Raw genomic sequence first — 12,237 nt, 5'->3', positions numbered from 1 at the left:
AAATGTCGTATGGGCGGAAGTTAACATCACGCGTCGCAGTTTACAAGTCAACCCGCCAAAGATGTGGGTAAAGACCAGATCTCAGCTACTGGTTCCCCGCGCGTCATCGCGCAGGAGTGACCGCTTTCTTTATGGCTGCGGCTCCGATCTCGACTGCCCTCGGGTCGCCGCTCTCCGCCGCGTTGCTCGAAATGGACGGCGTCATGGGTCTTCACGGCTGGCAATGGATGTTTGTTCTCGAAGCAATCCCGGCGTTGATCTTGGGTGTTGTCGTCTTTTTCTATGTGACCGACAGACCGGAAAAAGCGAAATGGCTCAAGGAAGACGAGCGCGACTGGCTTGTCGGGGTGATGAACGAGGAAACCGCAAGGAGAAGCTCGAGCGGCGCAAAGCACGGGATTATCAGCGGGCTGACGAACCCTCGTGTGCTGGCATTGTCTCTAATTTACTTCGGTACCTCAGCTGGGTTGTACACGCTCGGAATCTGGGCGCCCCAGATCATTAAGCAGTTGGGCGTCTCGTCGATGACGGTCGGCTTGCTCAATGCGATCCCTCCGACTGTGTCCGTGGTCGCCATGGTCTTATGGTCGCGCCACTCTGACCGTACTGGCGAACGCACTTGGCACGTCGTGCTCGCATGCGTGGCGGCGGCAATCGGGCTTGCGGTTGCGGCGGTTTCGAACAGTGTTGTGGGTTTGATTGCCTCCCTGACGCTCGTCAATATCGGAATCAGCTGCGCGAAGCCTCCTCTGTGGACCATGCCGACCATGTTCCTCTCCGGTGCTGCAGCCGCAACCGGTATCGCCACGATCAATTCAATCGGCAATCTTGGTGGCTTTGCCGGCCCAGTGATGATTGGGTGGGTCAAGGACAAGACCGGCAGCTATGCTGGCGGGCTCTATTTTGTTGCCGGCCTACTCTTGCTCTCCGCGGTTGTAACGCTGCTGCTTGCTCGCTCGCAGAAATCGACAGTCACGCCTGGCAGGGCGGCGGCGCATTGAAACAAGACGCCCCCTATCCGTAGCTGCGATTGCCTCTAGACGTCGGAATGCCCGCGAACCCGAAGCGGAAGCGGCTCAGCTAGGGTCGTCCGTTCACGATTCTCATGCTTGGGCGTAACCGCTCTCGATGGAGACTTCCGGGTAGCAGCCTTGAGCCACCGGGGTCGCTCGCCCGGGCTGCGGATTCCGAATCGCAGGAAGGGACGTCGTCGACGCACACGTTGAGGTTCACTACGTGTTCCACTTCGGCTGACCTAGCAAACGCCCACGGGTACCAGCCGATCTGGACGCAGAATGAAATCCGTAAGTGTCGCTGCCTCAACTGCATTCGCCATGGGCACATCAGAACCACCGCAACCGGCCAGCAAGCGCCATTCACGGTTGGTGGCCGATGGTCATCTGAACGGCCGCCTTGAGTGCGGGAAGCGACATGGAATGAAGACGCGATGAGCGAGCGTATCGCGGGTGGGTTTCACCAGTCGTCTATAACAGGAGCAGTCAGCGGCGCGATTTGCGTCGCCTGCGACCGCCTATTCGGCCCCAAGGCTCAGTGCGATGAGACGTACTCGGCGTCATGGAAAACGGGGGGGATCGAACAACTTTCTCGCATTCGCTTTGTCTCCGCCGCGGGGGTCAAGCCAAAAAGTCTTCTAAATTCTCGGCTGAACTGTGATGGACTCGTATAACCCACGGCACGGCCAGCCGCCTCTGCGGTCAGGTCTTGACGCACCATCAACAGGCGAGCCTGATGCAGGCGCGTCGACTTTAGATACTGCATGGGTGACGTCTGTGTGATCGCCTTAAAGTGGCTGTGAAAACTGGGAATACTCATGCCGGCTTCCAGTGCGAGTTGAGACAAGTCGAGCGGTTCCGCGTAGCAGGCGTGAATGCGGCGCAGGGCCCGGCCGATCTTTCCATACTGACCTTTCATCGCAAGCGCCTCTCGCATGGAGCTTCCTTGGTCCCCGGTGAGTACCCGGAAATAGAGTTCGCGCAGCAGACCGGGACCCAGCACCGCAGCCTCAAGCGGTCGGTTCATCGCCTCGAGGAAGCGCAACACCGATGCGCGCATGTCCGCATCCATTGGGCTTGACATCATGCTCTGCGGCGGCTGCGCACGCTCGGCCAGCGACTGACGGTCGATCTGCAACATCAGCTCGGCGGCGACCGCAAAATCAAGGTGCAAATAAATCGCGAGAAGCGGGTGTGTCGGCGTCGCGTCCGTCTCCATGTCGAACGGAACGGGAACGGACACAGCGAGGTAGTGCTGCGCGTCGTAGACGTACAGCTTGTCACCGAAGTAACCGCGCTTGCGGCCCTGGCAAACAATGACGATTCCCGGGTCGTAAAGAACCGGAGTACGCGACAACGCCCGATCGGAGCGCAGTATTCGGACGCCGGGGAGCGCCGTGAGGTTGTATCCCTCGTTGTGCGCCAACGCGCCGAGCAGATCGACCAAGCGTCGTTGCCCGCGGTCTGACGAACCCGAATGTTTGCTTTCGGCACTCTGGAAGGCCATAGTTTTAGGCAAGAAAAACAGGAGATTTGCGCTTATATAACCAATCTTTGCAGAATAACATGCGCTCTTCAGTCTACCGAACGAAGAAGCCCAAATGGAATCCAGCAAACTCTTACTCATCACCGGCGTCAGCAGCGGCTTCGGCCGTGCGCTCGCTCAAGAGGCACTGGCAGTCGGCCACCGCGTGGTCGGCACGGTGAGAAACGCGCAGGCAAAGCAAGACTTCGAAGCGCTATCCACCGAGAGAGCCTTCGCCCGCATACTCGACGTGACCGAATTCGACTCCATCGACGGCGTCGTCGCGGAGATCGAAGCGAACGTCGGCCCTGTCGATGTCCTCGTCAACAACGCGGGCTATGGGCATGAAGGTATTCTGGAAGAGTCGACTTTGTCCGAGATGCGCCGGCAGTTCGACGTGAACGTGTTCGGTGCAGTCGCCATGATGAAGGCCGTGCTGCCTTTCATGCGTGAACGCCGGTGCGGTCATGTTCTTAACATTACGTCAATGGGCGGCTACATCACAATGCCCGGTATCGCTTACTACTGCGGGAGCAAGTTCGCTCTGGAAGGCATCTCAGACGCGCTTGCCAAGGAAGTGCAGCCCTTCGGTATTGCGGTTACCGCAGTCGCACCGGGCTCATTTCGCACCGACTGGGCAGGTCGATCGATGAGCCGCACGCCTCGCTCAATCCCTGACTACGACGCTATCTTCGAACCGGTTCGCAAGGCACGTATGGAGAAAAGCGGAAAGCAGTTGGGAGATCCCGGAAAGGCAGCACGTGCGATGCTCGCCGTGATCGACGCAGATCATCCGCCCGTGCATCTTCTGCTCGGTAGCGACGCGCTCCAACTGGTACGAAGCAACCTGTCTACCGTGGCAAGCGACCTCTGCGCCTGGGAACACGTCACAGTTTCGACCGACGGTTGAAGGCGGCATTGCGGGCGGCCCATCAGAGTCAATCGCGGCGCATCTCGAAGCGCCGCACAGCAATAGCCTCGATAGTCGAGCAAGTCAGCGGCTACGTTGATCGGTACCTTGCTGTATCGATTCGCTGCGAGCCATCCGCCTATGCATGGCGGTGGCCAGCGTGCTGCGGACATTCCGGGTCCGCGTGAACAGGCAAGCAACTGTTGCATTGGGAACGGGCAACGGAAAGAGTCCGAGCCGAGTGACGTTGCAACCGTTGACCGGCGACGACAATGCGCAGCAAAATGAAAGATATGTTCAGCACATTGCAACCTCAGGGGACGCTAATGGAAGCGACGTCGAGATTCGGTCCTTTACAGTAAGCAAAGTCTCGATGGAGACACTGTTGGGTGCCCTGCCTAATTGAATCGAGGGTTCTCGGGAGCGACATAAGATCAAACAAAATGATTAAGGACCGCGTTCTGCCAGTTGATCTCAGGTTGGACACAAAATTCTCAGCGCAAGCGATTTTGCGTCAGAATTCCGAATGCCGATTTCTTCTCCGATGTTCATGAACCGTCCCGCGCCGCTGCCCTCCCTTAATTCCCTACGCGCTTTTGAAGCAACGGGGCGTCTGCTGAGCGTATCGAAAGCGGCGAACGAACTCGCCGTGACACCGGCGGCTGTGAGCAGACAGGTGAAGACACTGGAAAGCTTTCTCGGCGTGGGATTGTTCGAGCGCGTCAAAGGACGACTCGAGCTGACTTCGGCGGGTGCGCGCTATCTCGCCGAGCTGATGCCGTTCTTTGCGGGCCTGAGACAGGCAACCGACAGCATTCGTACCGCAGGGCGACGCTCCCAGGTACTCAAGATCCGTTGCCCCGCCACGTTCGCGGTCCGCTGGCTCATACCGCGGCTCGCAAGTTTTCATCGGCAGCATGAGGACGTCGATGTGCAACTCACCACATCGTCGGCGCCGCTCAACTTCGAGCGCGAGGATATCGACGGCGGAATCCAGCTCGGCGATGGTAACTGGCCCGGTCTCTCCGCTCAAAGGCTCATTCCCAATGAACTCGTACCCGTCGCCGCGCCATCACGCAAAATCCGGGCGCGAAGCAGGCTGCAGGGGGAGACGCTCTTGCACTCGCTCGCGCGCGCCGACGACTGGGCGCTGTGGATGAAGGCGGCGGGGTTCGCGTTCGACGGGCGTCGTCGCGAAATGCGCTATGAGACCTCGCTGCTGGCGTATCAGGCCGCCATCGAGGGACATGGCGTGGCGATCGCGCAAAAGGCGTTGGTACGAGCAGAACTCGATAGCGGGCAGCTGGTCGCGCCATTTCGCTTCGAGCTCGACCGTGGCGCCTATACGTATTACTTCGCATGGCCCGCCACGCGTCGTCCGTCCGCGGCATTGACGACGTTCCGCGACTGGCTGATCTCACTCGTGCAGACCGTCGGCACCTTTTAACAAAAAATCAAAGCCCCATTTCGAAAAAGTCGATTGTTCCTGTGATGGCGCGAATCTAATCTCTGCGCATGGTTCGACGCAACGTCGGACCCGGACACAGGACCACGACAAATGATTCGAGACAGTTTGAAAGGCGTGCGCGTGCTCGACTTTTCGCACGTGCTGGCGGGACCGGTGTGTTCGATGACGCTTGCCGACCTTGGCGCCCACGTCGTCAAGATCGAGGCGCCAGGCGGTGAAATCGGCAGGCAGATCGGGCCGCCGTGGCTGAACGGCGTGAGCGCGGCGTTCATGAGCGTCAATCGCGGCAAGTACAGTCTCGCCATTGATCTGAAGACCGATGCCGGACGGCGGACTATCGCGACGATGGTGCGCAAGGCGGACGTGCTCATCGAGAACTTCCGGCCGGGGGTCATGGCCGCGATGGGACTCAGTTACGAGGCGCTTCACGCCGTCAATCCGAAGCTCGTCTATTGCTCGATTTCGGCGTTCGGGCAACGCGGCGAGAGCACCAGGCGGCCCGGGGTCGATGGCGTGATACAGGCCGTCAGCGGACTCATGAGCACGCTCGGTACGGCGCACGGCGATCCGCTGAAGGTGCCGGTGCCAGTCGCCGACATGATGGGCGGCTATCTTGCCACGATCGCCGTGCTCGGTGCGCTGCACACCGTGCGCACGAGAGGAATGGGGCAGCACCTCGACGTGAGCCTCTACAACTCGACGCTGATGCTGCAGCAGATCGGGTTCGCGGCGTTTTTCGCGTCGGGGGCCGATCCGGAGAAGGTCGGGAGCGCGGCGCCCTATGCTTGTCCGAACGAAGCCTTCCGCACCCGAGACGGATGGATGATGGTCGTGGCCTACCATCCAGGCCGCTGGAGCGCGTTGTGCGAGTTGCTTGAGGCGCCCGGTCTCGAAACCGACGCGCGCTTCGTCACGAACGACGCCCGCGTGCATCACCGTGCGCAACTGCACGACATTCTGGACGCGCATTTCGCCAGGCGCAGCACCGCCGACTGGATCGACATGCTGTCGGCGCGAGATATTCTCTGCGCCCCCGTGACGACCTATCACGAGGTCATCGAAACGACTGAGTATCGCGAGAGCGGCATCGCCCGTACTGTCGCGCATCCGGTGGCGGGCCGCGTAAGAACACATGGCTTCGCGCTCGGGCCTTCCGATGCACCTGCGCCGGACGAAACACCGGCTCCGATGACCGGGCAGCATACGCTCGAAATGCTCGGCTTCTATGGGATAGACGAAGACGAAGTCGCGGCGCTGCTGAACGCCGGTGTGATACGCGCAAGCGCGGCTCACGTCGGGACGGCGTAGGAGAACCAGCATGGAACGACAACTCATACGAAGCGAGCGGCGTGGAAAGGTCGCGCTCGTACGGCTCGCGTCCGACAACACGTTGAACCCCCTCACGGACGCGATGATCGACGCACTCGTCATGGAGATGCAACACATCGAGTCGGATCCCGCCGTGCACGCGACCGTGCTGACGGGGTCGGACAGGGCGTTCGCGGCGGGCGCCGATATCGTCGCCATGTCGAAGCTCGACTACGCCACGGCATTCTCCGAAGACTATATCGGCCGCAACTGGGATCGCTTTCGCGCGCTGCGCAAGCCTGTCGTCGCGGCGGTCAGGGGTTACGCGCTCGGCGGCGGATGCGAGCTTGCGATGATGTGCGACATCGTGATCGCGGCGCGCAATGCGACGTTTGGTCAGCCCGAAATCAAGCTCGGGATTGTGCCTGGTGCGGGCGGCACGCAACGCCTGCCGCGCGCGGCGGGCAAGTCGACGGCGATGCTCGCCTGTCTGACTGGCGAATCGCTGTCGGCAAGCGAGGCGCTCGCGTGCGGACTGGTGTCGAAAGTGGTCGAGCCGGAAGTGCTGATCGATGAAGCGTTGCGGATCGGCGAGCAACTCGCCCGGCATTCGCTGCCCGTCCTTCTTGCCGTCAAGGAAGCCGTCAATCGCTCGTTCGAATCGTCGCTGGCAGAGGGACTGTTGTTCGAACGAAGGCTCTTTCATGCCGGTTTCGCGCTCGCCGACCAGAAGGAAGGAATGACCGCGTTTCTCGACCGGCGCAACACAGCGTTTTCCAACCGATGAAGCGTCACAAAACGGATTTAGCTCAGGAGGCAGACTGTGCGGGAAATGGAACTGGAACTGGATGAAGCGCCGCTCGTGCGCCAGTCAGTGGAAGCAGGTGTGATGACACTCACGCTTGATGGCGCCGCGAATGGCAATGCGCTTACGGTGGCAATGACTGAGGCGTTATCGGACGTGCTCGAAAGCGTCAATCGCAGGGATGACGTGCACTGTCTCTTGTTGCGATCGTCGTCGAAGCATTTCTGCACGGGCGGAAACGTCAAGGACATGCAGAGCGGCAAGGATCTGATGGACGGCGGCATTGAACATGTGCGTGAGCGCTTGCGCACGAGTCTGCACCGGATCACGCGTGCGCTCAACGAACTGGAAGTGCCTTCGATCTGCGCGGTCAACGGCGCCGCGGTTGGCGCAGGCTGCGACCTCGCGCTGATGTGCGATATCCGGCTCGCGGGAACGCAGGCTGTCTTCGCGGAAAGCTTTCTTCGGCTCGGTCTTGTGTCCGGCATCGGTGGCGCATGGTTTCTGTCGCGCATCGTGGGGCCGGCGAAGGCGCTTGAAATGACGCTGACCAGCGAATTCGTCGATGCCGAAGCGGCAAAGCGGCTCGGCATTGTCACCAGCGTCCATCCCGATGACGCGCTGGACCGCGAAGCGCTCGCGCTTGCGCAGCGCATCGCCGGCAGTCCGCCGCTCGCGCTGCGAATGGCGAAAAAGCTGGTGCGCGAGTCGTCGCACTGTACGTTGTCCGCCGCGCTCGAAATGGCGGCGAACATGCAGGCCATTTTGCTTTGCGGGAGCGAGCACAAACAGGCGGTTTCCGGCTTCCTTGAAGAGCAGGCTCGACAGAAATCGCTGCGGACCGAATGCGGCGCCGCCTGACACATTCATTGGAGGAGACAAACATGATCACCGGACCGTCCAAGGTTCATCGTCGTCCCGGCATGTTGCGGATCATCGTGACATCCAGTCTGGGAACAATGCTCGAGTACTACGACTTCTTCGTCTACGTCGCATTGACGGCGACTTTAACGCATCTGTTCCTTCCATCCACCGACAAGTCCGTGGCCGCACTCGCCGGCGTCGCCACCTTCGGCATCGCCTATGTGGCACGCCCGATTGGAACCGTGATCTTCAGTCCGATGGCCGACCGGATCGGCCGCAAGAAGACCTTCGTCATCACGCTCGCGATCATGGGAATGGCCACCGTCGGCATCGGTTGTCTGCCGACCTACGCAGTCGCCGGCATGGCTGCGCCGGCCGCACTGCTCACGCTGCGGGTCGTGCAGGGCATCGCGCTCGGCGGTGAATACGGCTCGGCCGTCGTCTACGTGATGGAACATGCGCCCGAAGGCCGCAAGGGTATGGCGACCAGCGTCCTGCAGAGCACGGCGAGCATCGGCTTGCTGCTTGCGCTCGTCATCGTGTCGGCGCTGAAAGTCTCGCTCGATGCGGCCAGCTTCCTGTCCTGGGGATGGCGTGTTCCTTTCCTGCTCTCGGCGCCGATCGTGGCCGTCGCCACATGGATACGGCTGGGCATGACGGAGACGCCGGTCTTCGCGGAGATGCGGGACGCGGGACGCCTGTCGAAGCGGCCCTTGCTGGAGACGCTGTCGAGCAGAACTTCCTGGAAAGCCATTCTGGTTGCGATGTTCGGCGCGCAAGGCGGCACGTCGGTGTCGCTCTACACGTCAATCGTCTATATGCTCTATTTTCTGCAAACCGTCCTCAAGGTCGAGCCGATGCAGGCAAACCTGTGCCTTGGTGTCGGCATCCTGATTGCCGCGCCGCTGTATCCGGTGTTCGGCAAGTTGTCGGATATCTTCGGGCGAGCGCGCGTGATGTTGATCGGCATCGTCATGTGGATCGCGGCGGCTTTTCCCGCGTTCGTTGGCATTAAGGCAGGCGTGGCGTCGGCACAGTGGATATCCGTCTCGCTGCTGATCGCCTTGCTCGCCGTGCTGACCGCAATGATCATGGCGCCGTTGCCGGCGTTCGTCGCCGAAAGCTTTCCGCCGCAGGCCCGGACGACCGGGTTTGGCCTCGCGCAACAACTCGGCAACGTGATGTTCGGTGGGTTCCTGCCCTTGATCAGTCTGTCGCTCGTCAATCTGACGGGCAATCCGCTCGCGGGCGTCGGGTATTCGATCGCCTCGCTGCTGCCTTGTCTCGTCGTGACATGGATCTGGGGCCTGAAGCAGGACGCGCGGATGAGAAACGTGTATGGCGGCGGGATGCCGGCGCATCCCGCCGCTGAGACGATGACCACCCGCTGAGCCAGGCGCGAGCCGGGGTCGCCTGACGGACGCTCAAGCCAGCCCGGCCATCAGCGTGTATTTGACAAGCACATATTCCTCGATTCCGTAATGGCTGTCGTCACGACCGTAGCACGATTGCTTGACACCGTCGAACGGCACCGAAGCCGAGTTAGCGTCCAAGCTTAGGCGACAAGGCCGTACTCCGTGTCGTCCGCGCGCGATGACTTCATCTTCGGTGTCGTTAGACGGGAAAGACAGGTCCGAAGATTTCAGTCGAGCGGAGCTGCATGTGGTCGTTCAGTTCCGTCAGGATCGTCGGTGCGTAGAAAAGTCCGCCGCTGGCGTGCGCGTTGCCGCTGAGCGCAACCTTCGCGACATGCGCTTTCGTGTCGTCGAGGAGCTCGGCAACCTTGTCGACCGCTCGGCGATTGTTCAGCACACCCGCGACGAAACTCTCCTGCAAGCCCTGCTCGACGGGGCTCTCCTCGACCAACTCTCGACTGACATGCACGTAACCTCGATGAGTTGGCTACCAAGCGAAACCGGTCAAGCTTCCTTCGTCAGCGCGATTAGCTTGGTTTCACCCCAGCCACTAATGGGGGGCTTCTTTGCGCCGACCTGCTCGCGCCAGAATCCATCGTCATCGAATACCGAGAGCACCAGCGGTACGTGGCCGTCTTGCGAATACAATTTGCCACCTGGAACGAGAAGCGGGTAAAGGTACTTGAGGCACGTGGACGTGGACGACGCGAGATCCACGTCCAGGTAAATAGCAGCAATGGGTTCGTGGAAATGGGGCATCGTTTCGTCGAACCAGCCTTTAACGAACCGGCAAACCTCGATCCTTCCATACGCGCGCACATTGGACGTCACCTCCTCAAAGGTGCCGCACCAATCGCCCCTGCTGAACTTGCACTCCCCACCGAATATATTCTTGTCGTGCGGCTCGTCATTCTCGGGGATGCCTTCGAATGAATCGAAAACGACAAGGGTTCGTTTGGCAAGGTGTGCAGCGAGGCTGAACTTTGCCGTGCTGCCTCCCTTGAAGCATCCCGCTTCGACCACGACCCCTTGCGTTTTCGGCGGCAAGCTGAGGATGGTTTCGACGAACCGGAGGATCTCGACTTGCGTGTGAGGACTTTCGACTCGATCGCTGATGGCATACATCCGCCGCACGATGCCGATTCTCTCCTTGACCGATGTAGGGGATCGGCTCGTCAAGACAAACGACGTCGCGGCCGCCAGATCCTCCCACCGGTACAGCGTGCGCAGGAATCTAAAGGTAGGGCCGGGAAGCGCGCCTTTGAGGAATTTCTTGATGCGATCGCGCATACTCTTTCCTCCCGCTAGTTCAATGCCGGACCCCGTGAGCAAAGCCATGGTGAACCCGCTGTCGAACAGCGGCCGCATCGCCCCTCATCGAGTTCTTCTTTCAGAATACGCTGCAAGTTTTATACAAGACGGAGATCGGGAAATCAATGATTCGAAGAAAAGAAGAATAATAGCTTTGCAAGCGACTCTCCTGATGACCTGCTTAAAACAATTGAGTTAGGCACCCGATTCAGGGCATGTGTCGCGGCGCGGGCGAAGAATTGGTCCCGGCGTCGGATCTGAACGAACGCTGAAGCGAATCAGGAAACTTAAACGACTGCTTGGAAGATCGGGCGCCGATGAGCCATGGGGCAGAAGTGACCGGAGTTGCCAGCAATCCCGGCGTTTCGGCCGACAGGGGGGACGAGTCAGACGGTCGATGTCGGCGAGGGATCGTAAGTGGTGCGCCAGTCTACGCAATAAGCATATAGTCGTGCTCCGTTCGCGGGCAATCAATCAGCAAGTCCGCCCCTTGCCAATGGAACGACTAACTCAAAGTTTCTCACTTCACCAAAATCGCTTTCAATAAGTCAAAACTCGGTGCGTCGTGCGGACGCAGCATCGATTGTCGTCCTGTCCCTTGACGTTTGTTCTAGACTCCTTGACTGAATTGATCTTGTAGCAGTCGAGTCAAGTTTTCTACGCGGCGATTTTGACCTGATCGCACCAGGTGTTGACGGCCTGCTCGGCGGTGCGGAAGCTGCGTTGCAGAGACGCTGGCGACTCGGCAGGCGCCTGAGGGCTAACCAATGCAAGGCCCGGGCGCAAGATGCGTGAGTACACACGCGTATAGAACAGTGCCGTATGCAGCCCAAGATTTGTGAGCCGATAGCGGTGGGTCTTGGGCACTCGCTCGATCAGGCCATGCAAGCGCAGGCGTCGTAGCTCGTAGCTCATGCGCCCGGGACCGATTTCGCCGGGACGCAGGCCCAGCAGCACGGCGTAGGCCTGCCGCAGGTCTTGATTGGTAAAGCCGCGTGCGATGAAGACGAACATCACCAGCGCCTGCAGCAGCGACTGGACCTTCGGGTCGGCAAAGCGCAGCGCCGGTGCGCGCTGCCCGTCAACATGGCGCGGACGCTGCAGGTCCTGAAACGCGTCTTCGCCCAATGCACAGTCGTGGCTGATCTGCTCGATTTCGAGCATGCGCCGATTCGCTGCAAAGCCGATTCGGCGTAGCTCGGGCAAGTTGCGCAGCAGCCGTCCGACACCAAAGTCGCGGGTGTCGTTGATGGTGGTCTCGGTACGTAGAGCCTGACCCTCCTTGTGGTACTGCTTGATGCGTGAACGTTTGTAGTCCACATGCAGCGAAGGGGTGACCCCTTCGGTAATCACCCGGGTGCGAAAGCGCCCCGGGGTGCGCCGATTGACGCGGCGATCGAAGATCAGTTGCACCTGGCCCGGGCGTCCGATGTCCAGGTTCTCGCGGATGACCTGCTCGAAGAAGATGCGCCCCGTCACCGGTCGATCGAGCACCTGGGTCAGCGCGAACTCGGCCTGCAAGATCGACAGCGCGTAGCGGAAACCGGCGGCCCGGTCGCGCCGATCAAACGGATGCGGTAGTCGTGCCAGCCATTTGCGCAGCAGCCGATCAATCTTG

9 protein-coding genes and 2 pseudogenes are annotated in these 12,237 nt (G+C 60.4%); 7 read left to right on the top strand and 4 right to left on the bottom strand.

Annotation, left to right across the window (positions count from 1 at the left end):
- Positions 1-80: 80 nt before the first annotated feature.
- Positions 81-1,001: pseudogene (locus tag AWB81_RS36910) on the top strand (MFS transporter); the annotation flags it as partial.
- A 547-nt stretch (positions 1,002-1,548) separates the two neighbouring features.
- Here the strand turns inward: AWB81_RS36910 and AWB81_RS36905 are convergent.
- Positions 1,549-2,520, bottom strand: coding sequence for an AraC family transcriptional regulator (locus AWB81_RS36905; RefSeq protein ID WP_062642843.1), 972 nt, complete (start codon positions 2,518-2,520; stop codon positions 1,549-1,551).
- Between the two features lie 94 nt (positions 2,521-2,614).
- Between AWB81_RS36905 and AWB81_RS36900 the strand changes: the two genes are divergently transcribed.
- The 6 genes from AWB81_RS36900 to AWB81_RS36875 all read left to right on the top strand — a co-directional run bounded on the left by AWB81_RS36900 (position 2,615) and on the right by AWB81_RS36875 (position 9,284).
- Positions 2,615-3,448: an oxidoreductase gene (locus tag AWB81_RS36900; RefSeq protein ID WP_062642841.1), complete on the top strand. Its 834-nt coding sequence runs from the start codon at positions 2,615-2,617 to the stop codon at positions 3,446-3,448.
- A gap of 550 nt (positions 3,449-3,998) precedes the next feature.
- Positions 3,999-4,895, top strand: coding sequence for a LysR substrate-binding domain-containing protein (locus AWB81_RS36895; RefSeq protein ID WP_062642845.1), 897 nt, complete (start codon positions 3,999-4,001; stop codon positions 4,893-4,895).
- A gap of 111 nt (positions 4,896-5,006) precedes the next feature.
- Positions 5,007-6,224: a CaiB/BaiF CoA transferase family protein gene (locus AWB81_RS36890; protein WP_062642839.1), complete on the top strand. Its 1,218-nt coding sequence runs from the start codon at positions 5,007-5,009 to the stop codon at positions 6,222-6,224.
- Between the two features lie 10 nt (positions 6,225-6,234).
- The gene (locus AWB81_RS36885; protein ID WP_062642837.1) at positions 6,235-7,011 is read left to right on the top strand and encodes an enoyl-CoA hydratase-related protein; all 777 of its coding nucleotides are present in this window, start codon (positions 6,235-6,237) and stop codon (positions 7,009-7,011) included.
- A gap of 45 nt (positions 7,012-7,056) precedes the next feature.
- Positions 7,057-7,890 carry an enoyl-CoA hydratase-related protein gene (locus tag AWB81_RS36880; RefSeq protein WP_062642835.1) on the top strand — a complete coding sequence of 278 codons (834 nt, stop codon included), beginning with the start codon at positions 7,057-7,059 and terminating at the stop codon, positions 7,888-7,890.
- A 23-nt stretch (positions 7,891-7,913) separates the two neighbouring features.
- A complete protein-coding gene (locus tag AWB81_RS36875; RefSeq protein ID WP_062642833.1) occupies positions 7,914-9,284 on the top strand; it encodes an MFS transporter in 1,371 nt (456 codons plus the stop codon).
- A 223-nt stretch (positions 9,285-9,507) separates the two neighbouring features.
- On the opposite strand, the gene AWB81_RS47485 is transcribed toward AWB81_RS36875, so the two are convergent.
- From AWB81_RS47485 to AWB81_RS36860, 3 genes and pseudogenes are all read right to left on the bottom strand, one after another.
- On the bottom strand, positions 9,508-9,777 hold the full coding sequence (locus AWB81_RS47485) for an aldehyde dehydrogenase family protein (protein WP_235026096.1): 270 nt from the start codon (positions 9,775-9,777) through the stop codon (positions 9,508-9,510).
- 35 nt (positions 9,778-9,812) lie between these two features.
- A complete protein-coding gene (locus AWB81_RS36865) occupies positions 9,813-10,676 on the bottom strand; it encodes a TylF/MycF/NovP-related O-methyltransferase (RefSeq protein ID WP_062642829.1) in 864 nt (287 codons plus the stop codon).
- Between the two features lie 600 nt (positions 10,677-11,276).
- Positions 11,277-12,237 (bottom strand): annotated as a pseudogene (locus AWB81_RS36860) (hypothetical protein); the annotation flags it as partial.

The sequence above is a fragment of the Caballeronia arationis genome, assembly GCF_001544975.2.
Classification (GTDB): Bacteria; Pseudomonadota; Gammaproteobacteria; order Burkholderiales; family Burkholderiaceae; genus Caballeronia; species Caballeronia arationis.
Note: the sequence above shows the minus strand (reverse complement) of the source record. Positions and strands in the feature narration are given on the sequence as shown.

What these genes read in the sequence shown, in the direction of transcription:
- AWB81_RS36905 (WP_062642843.1), bottom strand. Translation starts at nt 2,520, where the DNA reads ATGGCCTTCCAGAGTGCCGAAAGCAAACATTCGGGTTCGTCAGACCGC.
- AWB81_RS36900 (WP_062642841.1), top strand. Translation starts at nt 2,615, where the DNA reads ATGGAATCCAGCAAACTCTTACTCATCACCGGCGTCAGCAGCGGCTTC.
- AWB81_RS36895 (WP_062642845.1), top strand. Translation starts at nt 3,999, where the DNA reads ATGAACCGTCCCGCGCCGCTGCCCTCCCTTAATTCCCTACGCGCTTTT.
- AWB81_RS36890 (WP_062642839.1), top strand. Translation starts at nt 5,007, where the DNA reads ATGATTCGAGACAGTTTGAAAGGCGTGCGCGTGCTCGACTTTTCGCAC.
- AWB81_RS36885 (WP_062642837.1), top strand. Translation starts at nt 6,235, where the DNA reads ATGGAACGACAACTCATACGAAGCGAGCGGCGTGGAAAGGTCGCGCTC.
- AWB81_RS36880 (WP_062642835.1), top strand. Translation starts at nt 7,057, where the DNA reads ATGGAACTGGAACTGGATGAAGCGCCGCTCGTGCGCCAGTCAGTGGAA.
- AWB81_RS36875 (WP_062642833.1), top strand. Translation starts at nt 7,914, where the DNA reads ATGATCACCGGACCGTCCAAGGTTCATCGTCGTCCCGGCATGTTGCGG.
- AWB81_RS36865 (WP_062642829.1), bottom strand. Translation starts at nt 10,676, where the DNA reads ATGCGGCCGCTGTTCGACAGCGGGTTCACCATGGCTTTGCTCACGGGG.